The sequence below is a fragment of the Streptomyces millisiae genome (assembly GCF_031845425.1).
Taxonomy (GTDB): Bacteria; Actinomycetota; Actinomycetes; order Streptomycetales; family Streptomycetaceae; genus Streptomyces; species Streptomyces millisiae.
Genome location: NZ_JAVREM010000009.1, coordinates 101241 through 123488 on the forward strand (window position 1 = coordinate 101241; position 22248 = coordinate 123488).

2 pseudogenes are annotated in these 22248 nt (G+C 75.3%); both read right to left on the reverse strand.

The features are described from left to right. Positions 1 to 3: 3 nt before the first annotated feature. Positions 4 to 5463 (reverse strand): annotated as a pseudogene (locus RNC47_RS11230) (SDR family NAD(P)-dependent oxidoreductase); the annotation flags it as partial. A 121-nt stretch (positions 5464 to 5584) separates the two neighbouring features. After that, a pseudogene (locus RNC47_RS11235) lies at positions 5585 to 21973 on the reverse strand (type I polyketide synthase); the annotation flags it as partial. Between the last annotated feature and the right edge of the window lie 275 nt (positions 21974 to 22248).

Sequence of the window (22248 nt, forward strand, 5' to 3'; positions counted from 1 at the left end):
CCGTCACCGGTGACTCGTCAGACGACTTGCCTCTCGCGGGAGAGCGGAACGGAGGGATCGGGATGCGAGCCATCGGTGTATCACCTCAGCTGTCGTGTCGGAGTGATCGGCGACCATGGTGCAGTGATCCCCCGGCACCTCGACCAGTTCGTGGTCCAGGGGCCAGGTGGCGCGCCACTCGTCGTAGCCGGTGGTGGGCTCCTCCGGGGAGCCGGGGACGCACTCCGCCGGACGTACGAACAGCGTCGGCGCCTTGACGGGCCCGGGCCGCCAGCCACGGTGCAGGGCGCGGTAGGTACCGAGGGCGGTCAGCGCGGTGTAGTCGAGGGTGGAGAACTGCCTTCTGCGTTCGATGAGTTCGTAGTTCATGGCTTTGCGCAGCCGGGGTGTCATGCCGTCCGGCGGATAGGTGTCGAGCAGGATGACGCCGGCCGGGTGGGCGCCGTCGGCCTCGAGTTCGGCGACCACCTGGTGGGCGAACCATCCTCCCGACGAGTAGCCGAGCAGCGCGAAGGGCCGGTCGCCGGCGTGCCGGCGGGCGGCATCGGCGAGGACGCGGGCCAGGACGTCCGTCGACGCGGGGAGCGGCTCGCCGTCCCGCCAGCCGGGGACGGGGACGACGGAAAGGTCGACCAGCCCGCGAAGGTGGGACGAGAGCCTGGCGTACTGGACGGTGGGCTCCACGGGGGCGATCGGCGGAAAGGCGATCACCAGCGGGTTGTCGCGGCCGCCGGAGGCGAGTCGGGTGGCCCCGTCGCGGGACCAGTCGGAGGCGGCGAGCGCCTCGGGGACGTCGAACGTGTCGCGCAGTTCCGCGGCCGCGGCGAGCATGGTCTCCGCCTGGTAGGACCGTCCCAGCAGGGCGATTCTCCGGTACACCGAGGCGAGGGTCTCGTCCTCCGCGGAGCCCGCCGTCGGTTCGTGCCTGGTCTCCAACCTGCCGGCGAGGTACCCGGCGAGCGCGCTCGGCGTCTCGTTCTCGTAGACCAGGCCCGCCGTGAGCGGCAGGCCCGTCCGGCGGCTCAGCCGGTCGCGGAGCCCGATGGCGGCCATCGAGTCGGTCCCCAGGTCGCGGAAGAGTTGATCGGCGCCGATGGACTCGGGGGTGAGATGGCCGAGCTCCGCGGCGACCTCCTCGCGCACCAGGTTGAGGAGCAGGGCGTGACGTTCGGCCTCGGAGCGGCCGGCGAGCCGCTCGCTCAGCGTGTCGGCGGGTTCGGTTCCCTCGGGTCGGTCCAGACCGTCGGCGGGGCGGGTGACCAACGGGGTGATGAGGCGCCTGGGCCTGGCCATGCGGTAGTTGTCCGCGAAGCGCGCCCAGTCGACGTCCGCCACCGTGACCTGCGTGTCGTCCGCCGCCAGTGCCTGGCGCAGCGCCACGATCGCCTTCTGGGGGGGCATGGCCCGCATCCCGAGGCGGTCGATGGCGCGCCCGTCGACGTCCCGGGCCATGCCGTCGCCGGCCCAGACCCCCCAGGAGATCGACGTCGCGGGCCGGCCGGCGGCGCGCCGGCGCCACGCCAGGGCGTCCAGCAGGGCGTTGGCCGCGGCGTAGGGGCCCTGGCCCGCCCCGCCCCAGACGCCGGCCGCCGAGGAGAAGAGCACGAAGGCGTCGAGCGGTTCCCCGGCCAGCAGCTCGTCGAGCAGCAGGGCTCCGCCGGCCTTGGCGTGGACGGTCTCGGAGAGCTGGCTCAGGTCGGTCTCGGTGACGGGTTGGACGGGGTTGTGTAGCCCCGCGGCGTGCACCACGGTCCGGAAGCGGTGCCCTGCGGCGCGCAGGCGGTCGAGGGCGGAGGACAGGGCGGCGCGGTCGGCGATGTCGCAGGCCAGCATGGTGACCGCGGCGCCGGCCTCCTCCAGGTCGGCGCGCAGCCGGTCGGCCCCGGGTGCGTGGGGCCCTCGGCGGCTGAGCAGCACCAGGTGCTCCGCGCCCTCCCGCGCGAGCCAGCGCGCGACATGGCCGCCGAGGCCGCCCGTGCCCCCGGTGATCAGCGTGGTGCCGACGGGACGGCGGGGTGCCGGGTTCGGGGTGGGGCCGGCGGCGCGGGTGAGTCGGCGCGCGTGGGCGCCGTCCGCCCTGATGGCGACCAGGTCCTCGTCGCCGCCGGCGCCGAGGAGCCCGGCGAGGGCGTCGAGGGCGGCCTCGTCGACCACGGCGGGCAGGTCGACGAGACCGCCCCACTCCTCGGGACGTTCGAGGCCGACGACGCGGCCCAGGCCGGCGGAGGCCGCGCCCGCCGTGCTGGTGACGGCCTCGTCGGCGACCGAGACGGCCCCCCTGGTCACCCACCACAGCGGAGCTCCGACCTCGGCGTCGGCCAGGGTCTGGGCGAGAACGAGGTCGCGGCGGAGGACACCGACCACGCCGGCCGGGTCCACGCCGTGGTCGTCGTGGTCGTCGGGCGCCCGGTCCTGGGCCCGGTCCTGGGCGGCGAGCAGGGACACCACTCCGGTCAGGCCGGTGCGCCCGTCCGCGACGCGGGCCACGCTCGTCGCGAGCCGGGAGGCCAGTTCCTTCCTGCTCGTGTCGGTGACCTCGGCCGTTCCGCTCACGCGGAGGGGGACGACGCGGGCGCCGCGCCGCCGCATCGCCTCGGCGACGCGGGCGGTCAGCGGGTCGTCCTCGGGGGCCACCAGCAGCCAGTTCCCCGACAGCACGGGCCCCGGCGCGATCGCCAGCGGCTCCCAGCTCACGCGGTAGCGCCAACCCGCCACCTCGGACTCCGCGGCCTCGTGCTCGTGCCGGCTCCGGGGCGCGGGGGTCGGCCAGTAGGTGTCGCGCTGGAACGGATAGGTGGGCAGTTCGGCGAGCGCGTCCGGCGTGCGGTCGCCCGCGGCGAAGGCGGTGCCCCAGTCGATCGGCTGGCCGTGCAGGTAGGCGGTGGTCAGGGCGCCCACGAAGGTCTCGGCCTCGGGGCCGCGACGCCGCTGGGTCGCGAGGGCCACCGTGCCCGACTCGCCCGACAGGCTCTCGCGAACGGCGGCGGTCAGCACGGCGTCGGGACCGATCTCCACGAAGTGGGTGACGCCCTCGTCCCGCAGGGTACGGACGCCGTCGTGGAACCGGACGGCACGCCGGACCTGGTCGAGCCAGTAGTCGGGCGTGGTCAGCTGGCCGCCGCCGGCGAGGTGCCCGGTGACGTTGGTGACGACGGGGATCTCGGGCTCGTGGAACGTCAGCGTCCCGAGGATCTCGGCGAACCGGTCGAGCATCGGCTCCATCAGTGGGGAGTGGAAGGCGTGCGAGACGCGCAGCCGGTTGGTCCTGCGGCCACGGTCGGCGAACACCCTGGCGACCCGCGACACGGCGGTCTCCTCGCCCGAGACGACCACGGACGACGGCCCGTTGACGGCGGCGATCACGGCCGGTCCCCCGCCGCCCGGCTCCTGGCCGAGTTCCTTGGCCACCTCCTCCTCGGTCGCGCCGATCGCCACCATCGCGCCGCCGGCCGGCAGGGCGCGCATCAGCGCGGCGCGGGAGGCCACGAGGGTGGCCGCGTCCTCCAGGGAGAGAACCCCCGCGACGTGGGCGGCGGTGATCTCACCGAGCGAGTGGCCCATGAGGTGGTCGGGCTCGGCGGGCGACCAGGACCGCCACAGCCGGTACAGCGCGGTCTCGTAGGCGAACAGTGCCGGCTGGGCGAGCCCGGTGTCGTGCAGCGCCTCGGCGGCGGGCGTGCCCTCGGCGGCGAACACGGCGTCGCGCAACGGTGTCGGCAGCAGGGTGTCGAACGCGGCACAGGCCTGGTCGAACGCCTCGGCGAACACCGGGAAGATGTCGTGGAGTTCGCGCCCCATGCCGGGCCGCTGGGCGCCCTGGCCGGTGAAGAGCAGCGCGGTCCTGCCGGACGCGGGCAGGACGCTGCCCGTGGTGAGCGCGGGTGAGGGCTTGCCGGTGGCCAGCGCGGCCAGACCTTCGAGGAGTTCCGAGCGGTCCCGGCCGCGGAGGACGGCCCGGTGCTCGAAGGCGGTCCTCGTGGTGGCCAGCGCGAGGCCGATCTCCGCCGCGTCGGGCGCCGGATCGCGCCCCAGGCGGTCCAGCAGTTGGCGGGCCTGTGCGCCGAGCGCGCGCGGGTCGCGGGCGCTCAGCACCCAGGGGACGGGCAGGCGCGGGTCGGCCGGCGCCGCCGGGGTCCGGCGCTCTCGCGGCTCCTCCTGGGCCTGTTCGAGTATCAGGTGGGCGTTGGTGCCGCTGATGCCGAAGGCGGAGACGGCCACCCGACGTGGGCGGTCCGTTTCGGGCCAGGGCCGGGGCTCGGTGACCAGGGCCACGGCGCCCGAGTCCCAGTCCACGAGCGGCGTCGGCCGGTCGGCGTGCAGCGTGGCGGGAACGGTGCCGTGCCGCATGGCCAGCACCGACTTGATCACGCCCGCCACCCCGGCCGCCGCCTGGGTGTGCCCGATGTTGGACTTCAACGACCCGAGGAGCAGAGGTCGTTCGGCGGGACGGTCGGTGCCGTAGGTGGCGAGGAGCGCCTGGGCCTCGATCGGGTCGCCGAGCCTGGTGCCCGTGCCGTGCGCCTCGACCACGTCCACGTCGGCGGCGGTCAGCCCCGCGGCGTCCAGCGCCTGCTGGATCACCCGCTGCTGCGAGGGGCCGTTGGGGGCGGTGAGACCGTTGGAGGCCCCGTCCTGGTTGACCGCGCTGCCGCGCACCAGGGCGAGGATCCGGTGACCGTTGCGCCGTGCGTCGGAGAGCCGCTCGAGCAGGACGAGCCCGGCGCCCTCGGCCCAGCCCGTGCCGTCGGCGTCGGCGGAGAACGACTTGCACCTGCCGTCGCGCGCCAGCCCGCCCTGCCGGGAGAACTCCGCGAACCCGACGGGGCGGCTCATCACGGCGACCCCGCCGGCCAGTGCCAGGTCGCACTCACCCGCGCGCAGCGCCTGGGCGGCGAGGTGCATGGCCACCAGCGAGGAGGAGCAGGCCGTGTCCACCGTCACGGCCGGCCCTTCGAGGCCCAGCGCGTAGGCGACGCGCCCGGAGAGCACGGCCATCGACGCACCGGTCAGCCCGTAACCGGCGGACTCGGGGGTGTCGGACACGTCGGGTCCCGGGGCGGTGTCCGAGCTGGCCCCGGCGTAGACCCCGGTCCGGGTGGCACGCAGCGTCTCGGGCCTGATGCCGGCCCGCTCCAGGGTCTCCCAGGCGGTTTCGAGCAGCAGCCGCTGCTGCGGGTCCATGGCCAGCGCCTCGCGTGGCGAGATGCCGAAGAAGGCCGCGTCGAACTCGCCCGCACCGGCGACGAAGCCGCCCTCCCGGGGGGTGGCCCGCCCCTGGCGTTCGGCATCGGCTCCGTAGATCGCGGCCGGGTCCCAACCACGGTCGGCGGGAAACGGCCCGATGGCGTCGGTTCCGCCGGCGACCAGCTCCCACAGCTCCTCGGGACCGGCGACGCCGCCCGGGAGTCGGCATCCCATGCCGACGACGGCGACGGGTTCCGCCTGCCCCGACTCGACGATGGCCAGCCGTTCCCTGACCGTCCGGAGGTCGGCCATCGTCTTCTTGAGGAAGTGGCGCAGTTTTTCCTCGTTCGCGGCACTCGGCATGCCGATCAACCCCTATCCCCCTGCGGAACGCCGTCCGTCAGGAAATCCCAAACTCGTCGCCGAGCATCTGGAAGAGCTCGTCATCGGACGCCTCGTCGAGGTCGGCCGCGAGGTCGCCGTCGCGGGCCGGGTCCGAATCGGTCACGGTGGTCTGTGTCTGCCAGGTCGCCAGCAGTCGCGTCAGCCGGGCGGCCACCTGGGCCCGGACGGCGGGCGTGTCGTCGACCGCGCCCAGCGCCCGCTCCAGTTGGTCGAGCTCACGGAAGACCGAGGGCTCCGCCGGGTCCGTGCCTCCGGTGATCTCCTCGTGCAGCCGGTCGGCCAGGGCCTCGGCGCTCGGGTGGTCGTAGGCGAGGGTGGCCGACAGCCGGAGCCCGGTGGCCTTCCCCAACCGGTCGCGCAGCGCCAGCGCGGTCAGCGAGTCGAAGCCCAGGTCCTTGAACGACCGGGCCGCGGGGACCTCCTGGGCCGACTCGTGTCCGAGCACGGCCGCCACCTGCCCGCGCACGAGGTCGAGCAGCGCGGCGCGGCGCTCGGGTTCGGCGAGTGTGGCGAGCCGGTCGACCGGCGAGGTGCCGGTGGCGTTCCCGGGCTCCTCGTCGGCGTCCCGCCGGCCGGCCTCCGCCATCAGCCGGCGTGCCTCGGGGACGCCCGAGAACAGCGGGCTCGGCCTCAGCGCGGTGAAGGAGCGCACGAACGGCTCCCAGTCGAGGTCGGCGACGGTCAGCGTGGTGTCGCCGCCCGCCACGGCCTCCGCCATGATCTCGACGGCCAGCTCGGGCGACATCGCGCGCACCCCGCGCCTGCTGAGGAACGCCTGGGTGTGCTCCTCGGTGGCGAGGCCGGACCCGGCCCAGGCGCCCCAGGCGATGGCGGTCGCGGGCAGGCCCGCGGCACGTCGCCGCCTGGCCAACGCGTCCAGGTGGGCGTTGCCGGCGCCGTAGGCGGCCTGGCCCGCGCTGCCCCAGGTGCCGGAGACGGAGGAGAACAGCACGAAGGCGTCCAGGGGGGCGGTGCCGAGGAGTTCGTCGAGGTGGGTGGCCCCCATGACCTTTCCGGAGAGCACGGCGGCGAACTCGGCCAGGTCGCCCTCGGCGACGCGGCGGTCGGCGGCCACCCCGGCGGCATGCACGACGGAGCGCAGCGGGTAGGCCGCCGGCACCTCGGCGAGCAGCCGGGCGAGGGCGTCGCGGTCGGCGGTGTCGCAGGCCGCCACCGTGACACGGGAGCCCAGGGCGCGCAGTTCGGCGGCGAGGGCGGTGGCGCCTTCGGCCTCGGGGCCGCGACGGCTCACCAGCAGCAGGTGTTCCGCCCCGCGCCCCGCCAGCCAGCGGGCCACTCGGCCGCCGAGCGCTCCGGTGCCGCCGGTGATCAGCGTGGTGCCACGTGGTCGCCAAGCGCCGACGGACGCGGCGTCGTCGGCCGCGGGGGCCCGGTGCGGCGCCCGGACCAGGCGGCGGACATGGAGGCCGCTGGCCCGGATGGCAAGCTGGTCCTCGCCGTCGGTGGCCGCGAGCGCCGCGCAGAGCAGTGCGACGCTCCGCTCGTCGGGCGCGGCGGGCAGGTCGACGAGGCCGCCCCAACGCTCTGGGTGCTCCAGCGCGATGGCCCGCCCGGCGCCCCACGTCTGCGCCTGCGCCGGACTCACGCCGCCCTGCGTGAGGGCTTCGGGTACGGCGCCGCTGGTCGCGCACCAGAGTGGTGCGGTGTGCCCGAGTTCGCCGAGCGCCCTGACGAGCGCGAGGTTGAGGGCGAGGCCGGCCGGCAGGGCCGGCCAGTCCGGGTGCGGCCGCTCGTCGAGCGCCAGCAGGGACAGCAGTCCGGCCGGCCGACCGCCGCCGTCCTCGGTGACGGCGTCCCCCAGCAGCTCGACCAGTCGGTCGGGGGCGGCCGCGGCGAGGTCGACGTGGAGCCTGCGGGGCTTGGCGCCACGGTCGGCGAGGCCGGTCTCGGCCGCTGCCACCCAGGGGTGGTCCGCCAGGTGCTCGGGCACGACCAGCAGCCAGCTGCCGGCGGGCGCGGCGGCCTCGGGGGCACGGTGGGGCAGCCAGGTCTCGCGGTAGCGCCAGGCGTCGCGCCGGGCGCGGTCGGCCCCGCGCCTGCGGAGGTCGGCGAGCGCCGGCAGCAGCGCGGCGGCCTGCTCCCCGTCGTCGAGGCTGAGCACCCCGGCCAGGGCCCGCGTATCCGACCGCTCGACCGCCTCCCAGAGCAGTCGCTCGGAACCGCCGGTGGCGGCGGGAGCGCCGTCGGGGGTCGCCCCGACCGGCTCCTCGTACCAGTAGCGCCTCCGCTGGAAGGGATAGGTGGGCAGCGCGGGCGCGGGGCGGGCCGGCCGGCCGAGGACGGCGTTCCAGTCCGGCTCGACGCCGTGGACGTGCAGTTCCGCCAGCGCCGCGAGCAGGGCGGCGGGCTCGCTCAGGTCCCGCCGCAGGACCGGCACGACTGCCGGTGTCGGGGCGGGGGTCCGGTCGCGACGGTCCGGCGCCTGGTCCCGCGGCGCGTCCAGGTTCTCGCGTGCCAGTTGGCTGAGAACGGCGTCGGGCCCGAGTTCGAGGAACGCGGTGACGCCCAGCTCCTCCAGGGTGCGGACGCCGTCCCGGAACCGGACGGGGCGCCTGATGTGCTCGGTCCAGTAGTCGGGGCTCGTCAACCGCGCGGCGTCGGCGAGCCGGCCGGTGACGTTGGAGACGACGGGAACCGTGGGCAGGTGGTAGTCGATGGTCGCGGCGACGGTCCTGAACTCGTCGAGGACGCCGTCCATGTGGGGTGAGTGGAAGGCGTGCGAGACCCGGAGTCGGCGCGGGCGCCCGCCACGTGCCGCGAAGTGCGCGGCGACGCGCTCGGCGGCCTCGGCGTCCCCCGCGATCACCGTGCCACGCGGCGTGTTCACGGCGGCGACGGCGACGCGGTCCGCCAGCCCCTCCAGGGCGGCGGCGACCTCGTCCTCCGGTGCCTGGACGGCGATCATCAGCCCGCCGGGGGTGGCGCGTTGCATGAGTCGGGCCCGGGCGGCCACCAGCTTCGCGGCGTCCGGCAGCGAGAACACCCCGGCCAGATGGGCCGCCGTGAGCTCGCCGACGGAGTGGCCGATCAGCACGTCCGGGGTGATCCCCGCCTCCCTGACCAGGCGGTGGAGCGCCACCTGGAGGGCGAACAGCGCGGGTTGGGCGAACCGGGTCTCGTGGACGAGCGCCGCCTCCCCGGACGCCGGGTCGGCGAACAGCACCTCGGTGAGCGGACGTTCGAGGTGGTCGGCGAAGTGGCCACAGACCTCGTCCAGGGCCTCGGCGAACAGCGGGAAGGCGGCGTGGAGTTCGCGGCCCATGCCCGGTCGCTGGCTGCCCTGGCCGGTCAGGAGCAGGGCCGTCCGGCCGGGGGTGCCCGCCACGCCGGTGACCAGACCGGCGGCCTCCTGCCCCGCGGCGAGCGCGGCGAGCCCGGCCCTGAAGTCCGCGTGGGTGGTGCCGACGAGCACGGCCCGGTGGTCGAAGGTGGCGCGGGTCGCGGCCAGCGCGCGGCCGGTGGCGGCGGGCGTGGGCTCGGGGTGCGTGGCCAGGTGGTCCAGCATCCGCAGGGCCTGGGCGCGCAGCGCCGGGCCGCTCCTGGCCGACAGCGGCCAGGCCACCACCTGGGCGTCCTGGTCGCCGCCGGCTTCGGCCTCCTCGAACTCCGGCTCGACGGGCGGCTGTTCGAGGATCACATGGGCGTTGGTGCCGCTGATGCCGAACGCGGACACGGCGGCACGGCGCGGCCGGCCGGTGTCGGGCCAGGGGGTGTTCTCGGTCAGCAGCCGTACCGCGCCGGCGTTCCAGTCGACCTCGCTGGTGGGCGCGTCCACGTGCAGCGTGGCGGGCAGCAGCCCGTGCCGCATGGCCTCCACCATCTTGATCACGCCGGCCGCCCCGGCCGCGAGTTGGGCGTGGCCGATGTTCGACTTCACCGAGCCGATGAGCACCGGACGCTCGGCGGGCCGCTGTTGGCCGTAGGTGGCGAGGAGCGCCTGGGCCTCGATCGGGTCGCCGAGGCGGGTGCCCGTGCCATGGGCCTCCACGGCGTCGACGTCGGCCGGGGTCAGTCCGGCGCCGCGCAGCGCCTGCCGGATCACCCGCTGCTGCGAGGGGCCGTTGGGCGCGGTGAGGCCGTTGGAGGCGCCGTCCTGGTTGGTGGCGGTCGACCGGACGACGGCCAGCACGGGGTGCCCGTGTCGGCGCGCGTCGGACAGCCGCTCCACCAGCAGCAGGCCCACGCCCTCCGACCAGGCCGTGCCGTCGGCGGCCTCGGCGAACGGCTTGATCCGACCGTCCCTGGCCAGCCCGCGTTGGCGGCTGAACTCGACGAACATGCCGGGGGTCGCCATCACCGTGACGCCACCGGCCAGCGCGAGGTCGCATTCCCCCGAGCGCAGCGCCTGGACCGCCAGGTGCAGTGCGACCAGGGAGGCGGAGCACGCGGTGTCGACGGTCACGGCGGGCCCCTCAAGGCCCAGAGAATAGGCGATCCGGCCGGAGACCACGCTCGTGGTGTTGCCCGTCAGCATCGATCCGCCGAGTTCGGCGGGCGCCTGCGCCAGCCTGGGTCCGTACTCCTGCCCCGCCGCGCCGACGAACACCCCGGTGCGGCTGCCACGCAGCGTGGTCGGGTCGATCCCGGCGCGTTCGATCGTCTCCCACGCCGTCTCCAACAGCAGCCGCTGCTGCGGGTCCATCGCCAGCGCCTCACGCGGCGAGATCCCGAAGAAGTCGGCGTCGAACTCGGCCGCGTCGGTCAGGAAGCCGCCGTGCGCCACGTAGGAGGTGCCGGGTCGGTCCGGGTCGGGGTCGAACAGGTGGTCCAGGTCCCAGCCGCGGTCGACGGGGAACGAGGTGATGGCGTCGGTGCCCGACACCACCATCCGCCACAGGTCCTCGGGGCCGCGCACGCCGCCCGGGTAGCGGCAGCCGATCGCGGTGATGACGACGGGGTCGTCCCCGCCCCCGGGGCCGGTCTCCTCGGTGGTGACGGGGGCCTCCGGCTCCTGCTGGCCCGTGAGGCGGGTCGTCAACTCCCCGGCCAGCGCCCGCGGAGTGGGGTGGTCGAAGGCCAGCGTGGCCGGAAGCCGCAGGCCGGTGAGGGAGTTGAGCCGGTTGCGCAGCTCCACGGAGGTCAGGGAGTCGAAGCCGATGGACTTGAAAGACCCCCGCGGGTCGATCGTCTCGCCTGGCGGGTGGCCCAGGATCGTCGCGATCTGCTCGGTCAGCAGGGCGAGCACGGTGGTCTCGCGCTCCGACCGCGGCAGTCGGAGCAGGCGCTGAGCCAGCCCCTCCTCGGCGGCACCGACGGCGGTGGTCAGGGCCGTGCGGCGAGGCTCGGCGTCCACCAGTCCGCGGAGCGGCGCCGGCGGGTGCTCCAGGGCGCGCACCGCGGCCCGGTCGATCCCGCTCGGCAGCATGGCGGGCCGGTCGGCGCGGCGGGCCGCGTCGAGGAGCGTCAGGCCGTGTTCGTCCGGGATCGGGACCAGGCCGAGACGCGCGATCCGGTCCAGGTCCACCTGTTCGAGGTGGCCGGTCATGCCGGTGGCCTGGGCCCACCGCCCCCAGGCGAGGGAGATGGCCGGGAGCCCCTGGGCCCGCCGGTGGGCGGCGAGCGCGTCGAGGAAGACGTTGCCGGCGGCGTAGTTGGCCTGTCCCGGGGTGCCCAGGGTGCCGGCGGCCGACGAGAAGAGGACGAACTCCGCGAGTTCGAGGTCCCTGGTCAGCTCGTGGAGGTGCCAGGCCGCGTCGATCTTCGGCCGCAGCACGGCGTCGAGGCGTCGCGGCGTCTGGCTGAGCAGTACGCCGTCGTCCAGCACGCCGGCGGCGTGTACGACGGCGGTCAGCGGGTGTTCGTCCGGAACGCCGTCCAACAGGCGGGCCACCGCCGCCCGGTCGGCCGTGTCGCCCGCCACGACGGTCGCGGTCACGCCCGACTCGGTGAGCTCGGCGACGAGTTCGGCCGCGCCGGGGCTGTCGGGGCCGCGGCGGCTGGCGAGCAGCACGTGGCCCACTCGTCCCGAGGCCGCGTAGTGGCGGGCCACCAGCCGGCCGAGGGTGCCGGTGCCTCCGGTGATCAGCACCGTGCCCCGGGCCTCGTGCCGCGGGGCCGGGTGGACGGTGGGCGGGATGGTCAGGACGACCTTGCCGGTGTGCCGGGCGAGAGCCAGGTGCCGCAACGCCCGGTTCGCGTGCCTGATGTCCCAGGTGGTGGCGGGCAGCGGCCGCAGGACGCCGTTCTCGCAGTCGGCCCGCAGCGCCCGGAGGAGTTCCTGGACGCGGTCCTCGCCGGCCTCCATCAGGTCGAAGGCCCGGTAGCTTCCGCCCTCGGGGAGGTGGGTCTCGCCGGCGCCGCGGATGTCGGTCTTGCCCATCTCCACGAACCGCCCGCCGGGGGCGAGCAGCCGCATCGAGGCGTCCGTGTACTCACCGGCCAGGGAGTTGAGGACGACGTCGACGCCGCGGCCGCCGGTCGCGGCGCGGAAGGTCTCCTCGAACTCCAGCGTCCGGGAGCTGGCGATGTGGTCGTCGGCGACCCCCTGGCCCCGCAGGGTGGCCCACTTGCCCGGGCTGGCCGTGCCGTACACCTCGGCGCCCAGTTCCTGGGCGAGGCGCACGGCGGCCATGCCGACGCCGCCGGTGGCGGCGTGGACGAGGAGGGTCTCGCCGGGGCGGAGCGCGGCCAGGTCGGTGAGCGCGTAGGCGGCCGTGAGGAAGGCCACGGGGATGGTCGCGGCCTCGGCGAAGGACCAGCCGGTGGGCATGCGGACCATCAACCGCTGGTCGGCGACGACGATCGGGCCCGTGCCGTCCATGAAGACGCCCATCACCCGGTCGCCGGGCCGCAGTCCCGTCACTCCGGGACCGGTCTCGAGCACCACCCCGGCGCCCTCGCCTCCGGGCGGGCGGGTGTCGGCGACCCGGTCGAGGGCCGTCATCACGTCCCGGAAGTTGAGGCCGGCCGCCCGGAGGGCGACCCGGACCTGACCGGCGCCGAGCGGCTGGTCGTAGGCGGGGTGCGGCAGGAACGCGAGGTGGTCCACCGAGCCACGGGAGGTGAAGTCCAGCCGCCAGGCGCCTGACGACGGCGGGACCAGTTCGCTCTCCGACGCGGTGGCGACCAGTCTGGGCACGGTGACCGAGCCGTCGCGCAGCGCCAGTTGTGGCTCATCGGTGGCGAGCGCGGTCGGCAGCGCGCGGAGCGAGGCGACCGTGCCGTCGTGGTCGACGAGGGTGACGAGTCCCGGGTTCTCGGTCTGGGCGGAGCGGCCCAGACCCCAGACGGGGGCGGTCGCCAGGCCCGGTACGTCCTCGCCGTCGCGGGCGGCCACCGCCCGCCGGGTGACCAGGACGAGCCTGGTGCCGGCGAGGTCCGCCCGGTCGGTGCCGGAGGGCGAGCCCGGTGCGGAGAGCCAGTCCCGCAGCAGTTCCAGTGCCCGCCGGGTGACCTCGTGGGCCGCCCGCACCGCGTCGCCGGGGTCGTCCGGCGTCTCGCACGGCGCCAGCACCGCGTCGGGCGGGGGCGCGCCGGCGGCGCGCCAGGCCGCCAGGTCCCGATGCCCGGTGACCTCGTGGCCCGCGGCGCCGAGGGCGGCGGCCAACTCGGCGGCCTCGGGGTGCTGTCCGAGCACCACCAGGCGGGCGGGTGCCGAGCGTTCGGTCGGCGGCGCGGGTCGCCAGACGACGTGGTGTAGGTCCTGTGCGGTGGCGGCCCGGTCGGCGTCCCCCAACGCCCGCAGTACCAGTGCGCCCACGTCGAGCACGGGTACGCCCGCCGGGTCGCTGAGGGACACCCGCACCGTCTCCTGGTCGCCGGTGTCGACGCGCACCCGCAGGGCGCGCGCGCCCGTGGCGTGCAGCCTGACGTCCCGCCAGGAGAACGGCACCCGGATCTCCCCGGAGTCGGGCAGGGCGATGTGCAGGGCGGCGTCGAACAGGGCCGGGTGGAGGCCGAACCCGTCGGGTTCGCCCGCCTCGTCGGGGAGGGTCGCCTCGGCGTAGAGGCTGGTGCCGAGCCGCCAGGCGGCGGTGAGGCCGCGGAACGCCGGGCCGTAGGCGTAACCGCGGGCGGCCAGTCGGTCGTGGAGGTCCGCGGGATCCAGCGGGACGGCGCCGGCCGGGGGCCAGACGGTCTCCTCGCCGGTCGGTTCGGGGAGCCGGGGTGGTTCGGGTGTGAGGGTGCCCGTGGCATGCCTGGTCCACGGTTCGGCCGCGGAGGACGCCGCGGGGCGGGCGTGCACGGTGAGGGTGCGCCGCCCCTGCTCGTCGGGGGCGCCGACGTGGACCTGGACGGCCGTGGCGCCGTCGGCGGGCAGCACCAGGGGGGTGCCGATAATGAGTTCTTCCAGGTGGCCGCATCCGACCTGGTCGCCGGCCCGGACGGCGAGTTCGACCATCGCGGTGGCCGGCAGCAGCACGCTGCCCCGGATCTGGTGGTCGGCGAGCCAACGGTGGGTGTGGCGGGAGAGGCTGCCGGTGAGGACGTGTTCGTCCGCCTCGGCCAACGAGAGGGAGGCGCCCAGCAACGGGTGGTCGCCTTCGGCGAGGCCGAGTGCCGCGGGGGCGCCCGCGGATCGTGTGTTCTCCAGCCAGTAGGCGCGGTGTTGGAAGGGGTAGGTGGGCAGTGTGGTGGCGTCGATCGGCCCTTCGCCGAGCACGGCGGACCAGTCGGGGCTCACCCCGCCGTGGACGTGCGCGGTGGCGAGCGAGGTCAGCAGCCGGGGCCAGCCGCCGTCGTTCCGCCGCAGGGTGCCGGTGACGACGGCGCCGGACTCGGGGGCGTACGCGGCGATGGACTCCTCGACACCGATGGTCAACACCGGATGCGGGCTGGTCTCCACGAAGAGGGTGCGGCCGTCGGCGAGCAGGCTTCGGGTCGCGGTCTCGAACTCGACGGTCCGACGCAGGTTCTCGTACCAGTAGGCGGCGTCCAGCCGCGCGTCGTCGGGCAACGGCCCGCCCGCCAGGCCGGCGACCGTGGAGTAGAACGGCACGCGGCCCGTGCGTGGCTCGATCGGGGCCAGCACGTCGAGGAGCTCGTCCCTGATCGCCGCCACGTGCGGTGAGTGCGAGGCGTAGTCCACGGCGATCCGCCGGGCGCCGACGCCCTGCCTCCCGCAACGGGCCAACAGCTCGTCCAACGCCGCCGCCTCGCCCGAAACAACCGTGCTGGTGGGGCCGTTGACCGTGGCGACCGATATCCGCCCGGCCCACGCGCCGACCAGCTCACGCGCCGCCTCCGCGCCCAGCGGCAACGACACCATCCCGCCCCGGCCCGCGATCGACCGCAACGCCCGCGACCGCAACGCCACCACCCGCGCCGCGTCCGACAACGACAACATCCCCGCCACCTGAGCCGCGGCGATCTCCCCCTGGGAATGCCCCACCACCGCATCCGGCCGCACCCCCAGCGACTCCCACAACCGGGCCAGCGACACCATCACCGCCCACAACGCCGGCTGCACCACCTCCACCCGCTCCAGCGACGGCGCCCCCGCCTCACCACGCAACACCGCCAGCAGATCCCACCCGGTGAACGGCGCCAAAGCCTCCGCACAGGCCGACAGATGCTCCGCGAACACGGACGACGAGTCGAGGAGCTCCAACCCCATCCCCAACCACTGCGAGCCCTGACCCGGAAACACGAACACCGTCCCACCCGACCGGCCGGGAGCCTCACCGGCGACCAGACCGACAGCCTCCCGGCCAGCGGCCAGGGCCGAGAGACCGGCGTGGAGTTCGGACGCGTCCCGGGCCACTACCACCGCGCGCTTCCCGAAGGACGCGCGCCCCAGGGCCAGCGCACGTGCCGGTGCGGTGGGCTCGCTCAGGTCGGTTTCCCGCAGGCGGCCGGCCTGCTCGCGCAGCGCCTCGACGGTCCTCGCGGACAGCACGAGCGGCAGCGTTCCGTCCGTCGCCACCGGGACGACGGTGGAGGCCTCCTCCGGCGCCTGCTCCAGGATCACGTGCGCGTTGGTGCCACTGATGCCGAACGAGGACACGCCGGCCCGACGAGGACGCCCGGTCTCCGGCCAGTCCGTCGCCGCGGTCACCAGCTCGACGGCCCCCGAGGACCAGTCCACATGTGGCGTCGGCTCGTCCACGTGCAGCGTCGCGGGCACCACACCATGCCGCAACGCCAGCACCATCTTGATCACACCGGCCACCCCGGCGGCCGCCTGGGTGTGTCCGATATTCGACTTCAACGAGCCCAGCAACAGCGGCCGTTCACGGTCCTGCCCGTAGGTGGCCAGCAGCGCCCCCGCCTCGATCGGGTCGCCCAGCGCGGTGCCGGTGCCGTGCGCCTCGACGGCGTCGACGTCGGCGGCGGTGAGGCGGGCGTTGGCCAGCGCCTGTCGGATCACCCGTTGCTGGGAAGGACCGTTGGGGGCGGTGAGGCCGTTGGAGGCGCCGTCCTGGTTGACGGCCGAGCCCCGGAGCGTGGCGAGCACCCGGTGCCCGTTGCGCCGCGCGTCGGAAAGGCGCTCCAGCAGCAGCAGTCCGACGCCCTCGCCCCAGGCCGTGCCGTCGGCGGCGGCGGCGAACGGCTTGACGCGTCCGTCGGCGGCGAGGCCACGCTGCCGGCCGAACTCGGTGAAGATCTCCGGGGTGGCCAGCACGGTGACGCCGCCGGCCAGGGCCAGATCGCACTCGCCGGAGCGCAGTGCCTGGGCGGCGAGGTGGAGCGCGACCAGCGACGAGGAGCAGGCCGTGTCGACGGTGAGGGCAGGGCCCTCGAAGCCGAGGGTGTAGGCGACCCGCCCCGACGCGACGCTGCCCGTCGTGCCGGTGCTGAGGTAGCCGGCGAGGTCGTCGGGGACGGCGTCCGGGGTGGCGCGCAGCCCGAGCGCGTAGTCGCCGTACATCACGCCGGCGAAGACGCCGGTGCGGCTGCCGCGCAGGGAGGTCGGGTCGATCCCAGCGCGCTCCAGCGTCTCCCAGGACGTCTCCAGCAGCAGCCGCTGCTGCGGGTCCATCGCCAGCGCCTCACGCGGCGAGATCCCGAAGAACGCCGCGTCGAACGCGTCGGCGTCGTTGAGGAAGAAGCCGCGGCGGGTGTAGGTCCGACCCGGCTTGCCGGGTTCCGGATCGTAGAGGGCGTCCAGGTCCCAGCCGCGGGTGGTGGGGAAGTCGCCGATGGCGTCGGCACCTTCGCCGAGCAGCCGCCACAGGTCCTCGGGCGAGCGGACTCCGCCGGGGTAGCGGCAGCCCATCGAGACGACGGCGATCGGCTCGTCGTCGGCGGCCCGGCGCTCCGCCGGCGCGGTGGCGCGGGCGGCGCCGGGGCCGATGCCCAGGCGGTCCTCCAGGTGGGCGATGAGCGCGCCGGGGGTCGGGTGGTCGTAGATCAGGGCCGTGGGCAGCCGCAGCCCGGTGGCGCGGGCCAGACGCCTGTGCAGTTCGACGCCGGTGAGTGAGTCGAAGCCGAGGGACTTGAAGGTGGCGTCGGCGTCCACGGAGTCGCCGGTGCCGTGGCCGAGCACCGCCGCGACATGGCCGCGGACGAGCTGGGCGAGGTCTCGGGAGGCGCTCGGGGCGACGGTGGCGGCCGGCTCGTCGCCGCCCGACCGGGCGGCGCGACGGGCGCGGTCGGGCAGCAGACCGCGCAGCACGGCCGGCAGGGTGCCTCCCTCGGCGTGCTGGCGCAGGGCGGCGCGGTCGACCCCGGCCGCCAGCCGGGCGTCGGCGTCCGCTGACCGGTCGAGCAGGGCCAACGCTCTTTCCGTAGGGGGCGGTACGAGGCCGAGCTCGGCGTCGCCTTCGAGCACGAGGTGCGGCGCGGCGGCGGGCAGCCCGGTGGCGCGGCGGTGTGCGGCGAGGGCCGCGAGGAAGGTGTCGGTGTCGGCGCCGTTGCGTCCTTCGGTGGCGCCGAGGAGGCCGGCGGTCGAGGCGAGCAGCGTGAACTCGGTGAGCGCGGGGGCCCGGTCGCGGGTGAGGACGTGCAGGTGCCAGGCGGCCGCGATGGTCCGGTGGATGCCGTCGTCCTCGGCTCCCGCGCCGTGCACCACGCCCGTCAGCGGGTGCGCGGCCGGTATGTTCGCCAGCACCCCGGCGAGCGCCTCGGGGTCGGCGATGTCGCAGGGCGTGACGGTCACCTCGGCGCCCAGGTCGGCGAGTTCGGCGCGGAGCTGGGCCATGCCGGGGGCGTCGGCGCCGCGCCGGCCGAGCAGCAGCAGTCGGGCGCCGGGGCGGGTGGCGGCCAGGTGCCTGGCGAAGGCGGCGGCCCGCGGCCCGGGCGCGCCGGTGATCAGGGTGGTGCCATCGGCCGGGCCCCCGGTTCCGGCGAGGTCCGGAGCACGGGGGTCGCGTCGCAGCCGGGGCACGTACAGGCCGCCGTCGACGACGGCGAGTTGTGGTTCGCCGGCGGCGACGGCGGCGGCCAGCGCGGTGTCGGTCCGGCTTTCCGCGTCGAGGTCGACGATGGTGACGCGGCCGGGGTGTTCGCGCTGCACCGAGCGCACCAGCCCCCAGACGGCCGCGTCGGCGAGCCCGTCGACGGCCTGGCTGGGGCGGGCTGCCACGGCGCCGCGCGAGACGATCACCAGCCGGGAGTTCGTGCTCAGCCGCTCGTCGCCGAGCCAGCCGCGGAGCAGGGTCGCCACCCGCCGAACGGCGCGGCGTGCGGCGGCCGGCGGGAGTTCGCCGGCTCCCCGGGCCTCGTGCGGGACGGCGGCGGTGACGACCACCTCGGGCGGTGGTCCTTCTCCCTGCGCGACGGTGGACAGCCTGGGATGGTGGGGCAGGTCGAGACCGAGATCGTCCTCGCCGACGACCGCCCAGGTCCCGGGGCGGGGGTCCGAGGTCGTGGCCGGCAGCGGCAGCCAGTCGAGGCGCAGGGCGGGCTCGGCTTCCGCGCCGCGCGGTGGGGGTAGCTCCTCCTGGGCGAGTCGGCTGATCGTCACGGACTCGGCGGTGAGGACGGTGGCGCCGGTCGGGTCGACGAGCAGCAGCGTGACGCGCCCGTCGGCGCCGCGGGTGACGCGGGCCCGCAGGGTGCGGGCGCCGGTCGCGTGGAGACGGGTCCCGGCCCATCGACGGGCCACCTGTGGCCGGTCGGAGTCGGCCTCGGCGAAGGCGAGGTGGAGGGCACCGTCGAGCAGCGCGGGGTGGAGGGCGTAGCGGTCGGCGTCGGTGATCGCGGCCGGTACCGCGAGTTCGGCGAGCAGTTGGTTCTCGTGCCGCCAAGCGGCGCGGAGTGTCTGGAAGGTGGGACCGTACTGGTGGCCGCGGTCCGCGAGCCGGTCCCGCAGCTGTCCGAGGTCGAGGGGAACGGCGCCGGTGGGCGGCCAGGCGGCGGCTTCGGGGGCGTGGTCGGGTGGCGCGGCGGCGGAGTCGGCTGGGCGGAAGGCGCCGGTGGCGTGCCGGGTCCAGTCGGGCTCCCCCGCGACGCGTGAGCTGATGCTGAGCGCGCGCCGACCGTTCGCGTCCGGACCGCCGATCCGCACCTGGAGCTGCGCGGCGGCCGACTCCGGAAGCCGGAGCTGGGTGCCGAGGCGCAGTTCGTGTAGCTCGCCGGCCCCGGCGGAATCGCCGGCGGCGAGGGCGAGTTCGACGAGGGCGGCGGCCGGGAGCAGCGCCGTGTCGTCGAGGGTGTGGTCGGCGAGCCACGGATGGCGGAGGGTGGCGAGGGCGCAGGTGAAGAGGTGTCCTTCGCCGTCGGCGAGGGCGGTGCTGGCGCCGAGCAGCGGGTGTTCCGGCGTGTCGAGGCCGGCGGCGTCCAGGCGGTCCCCCGGGCCGTTGTCGGCCCAGTAGGTCTGGCGTTGGAAGGGGTAGGTGGGCAGTGTGGTGGCGTCGATCGGTCCCTCGCCGAGCACGGCGGTCCAGTCCGGGGTCACTCCGCCGTGGACGTGCGCGGTGGCGAGCGAGGTCAGCAGCCGGGGCCAGCCGCCGTCGTCGCGGCGCAGCGTGCCGGTGACGACGGCGCCGGACTCGGGGGCGTGCGCCGCGATGGTCTCCTCGACGCCGACGGTGAGCACCGGGTGCGGGCTGGTCTCCACGAAGAGGGTGTGGCCGTCGGCGAGCAGCCCACGGGTCGCGGTCTCGAACTCGACGGTCTGGCGCAGGTTCTCGTACCAGTAGGCGGCGTCCAGCCGCGCGTCCGACGGCAGCGGCCCTCCGGCGTGTCCGGCGACGGTGGAGTAGAACGGCACGGTGCCGGGGCGGGGGGTGATCGGGGCGAGCAGTTCGAGCAACTCGTCGCGGATCGCCGTCACCTGTGGCGAGTGGGAGGCGTAGTCCACGGCGATCCTTCGAGCGCTGATACCCTGCCTCTCACAACGGGCCAACAGCTCGTCCAACGCCGCCGCCTCGCCCGAAACAACCGTGCTGGTGGGGCCGTTGACCGTGGCGACCGATATTCGCCCGGCCCAGGGAGCGATCAGCTCACGCGCCGCCTCCGCGCCCAGCGGCAGCGAGACCATCCCGCCCCGTCCGGCGATCGACCGCAACGCCTTCGATCGCAGGGCCACGACCCGCGCGGCGTCCGACAACGACAATTTCCCCGCGACGTGCGCCGCGGCGATCTCTCCCTGGGAGTGCCCCATCACCGCGTCGGGCCGCACCCCGAACGACTCCCACAGCCGGGCGAGCGACACCATCACCGCGAACAACGCCGGCTGCACCACGTCCACCCGATCGAGCGGCGGCGCGCCGTCGGTCCCGGTCAGCACCTCGAAGAGGTCCCAGTCGACGAACGGAGCCAACGCCTCGGCGCAGGCGGTCAGGTGCTGGGCGAACACAGGCGAGGAGGCCAGCAGTTCCGCTCCCATGGCACGCCACTGGGACCCCTGCCCGGGGAACACGAACACGGTCCCGCCGGGATCGGCGGCGGGACGACCCACGATCAGCCGCGCCGACTCCTCGCCCGCGGCCAGAGCCGACAGGCCGTCCCGCAGTTCACCGCCGTCCCGGCCGAGGACCACGGCGCGGTGGTCGAGCGCGGCCCGGCCGGCCGCCAGCGCGCGGGCCACCGCCGCCGGCTCCGCGAGCGGGTGCTCCGCCAGCCGTCCGGCCTGCTCGCGCAGCGCCTCGACGGTCCTCGCGGACAGCACGAGCGGCAGCGTTCCGTCCGTCGCCACCGGGACGGCGGCGGGGGTCTCCTCCTCCGGCGCCTGCTCCAGGATCACGTGCGCGTTGGTGCCACTGATGCCGAACGAGGACACGCCGGCCCGACGAGGACGCCGCGTCTCCGGCCAGTCCGTCGCCGCGGTCACCAGCTCGACGGCCCCCGAGGACCAGTCCACGTGCGGGGTCGGCTCGTCCACGTGCAGCGTCGCGGGCACCACACCGTTCCGCAACGCCAACACCATCTTGATCACACCGGCCACACCCGCGGCCGCCTGCGCATGACCGATATTCGACTTCAACGAGCCCAGCAACAGCGGCCGTTCACGGTCCTGGCCGTAGGTGGCCAGCAACGCCCCCGCCTCGATCGGGTCGCCCAGCGGCGTCCCGGTCCCGTGCGCCTCCACGACGTCCACGTCGGCGGTGGTGAGCCCGGCGTCGGCGAGGGCCGACCTGATGAGTCGCTCCTGGGCGGGCCCGCTCGGCGCGGTGAACCGGTCGGAGGCGCCGTCCTGGTTGACGGCGCTGCCGCGGATCACGGCGAGCACCCGGTGCCCGTTGCGCCGCGCGTCGGAGAGCCGTTCCAGCAGCAGCAGTCCGGCACCCTCGCCCCAGACGGTGCCCTCGGCGGCGGCCGCGAACGGCCGGGCGCGACCGCCGGGCGCGAGGCCGCGCTGCCGGCTGTACTCGATGAACAGGCCGAGGCTGCTCATCACGGTGACGCCACCGGCCAGCGCCAGTCCGCACTCGCCCGCGCGGAGCGAACGGACGGCGAGGTGGAGCGCGACCAGGGAGGCGGAGGAGGCCGTGTCGACCGTGAGGGCGGGGCCCTCGAGGCCGAGGGTGTAGGCGACGCGGCCCGAGGCCGCGCCGCCGGTGGTGCCGGTCAGGATGTGGCCTTCGAGCGGCGAGCCCTCGTCCATGCGGGGCCCGTAGTCCCCCGCCATGGCGCCGACGAAGACGCCGGTGTCGCTGCCGCGCAGGCTGGTCGGGTCGATCCCGGCGCGCTCCAGCGTCTCCCAGGCGGTCTCCAGCAGGATCCGCTGCTGGGGGTCCATGGCCAGCGCCTCACGCGGCGAGATCCCGAAGAACGCCGCGTCGAATCGATTCGCGTCGTGGATGAAGCCGGCCTGGTGCTGGTAGTTGTGGCCGGGCGAGTTCGGGTCGGTGGCCGCCGCGCCGGCGACGTCCCAGCCGCGGTCCTCGGGGAACGGGCCGATGGCGTCCCGCCCGTCGGCCAGCAGTCGCCACAGCGCGTCGGGACCGTCGACCCCGCCGGGGAGGCGGCAGCCCATGGCCACCACGGCCACGGGCTCGTGCGATCCGCTCAACGGTGACGCCGGTCCGTTAGTTTCACGCACCATACAGTCTCAGAACCCCTCAAGAGCAGCAGAGCCGACATCCAGGCCAAAGATTATCCGGCCACCCGGCCGAGGAAACGACACAGGCGTACTAATTCAGCACCACACCAAGCCCCTCACAAAACCCGCAGCAGCTCCCCTCGGGAACGTCGCAGTTGCGATTCGACACAACCCGCAGAGTGTAGATCATCATGGGAACCCGCAGGTGGGAGCCGCGAAACTCACACCGGAACCCCCTTGCAGGCCCGGTCGCGTCGTGACAGAATCCC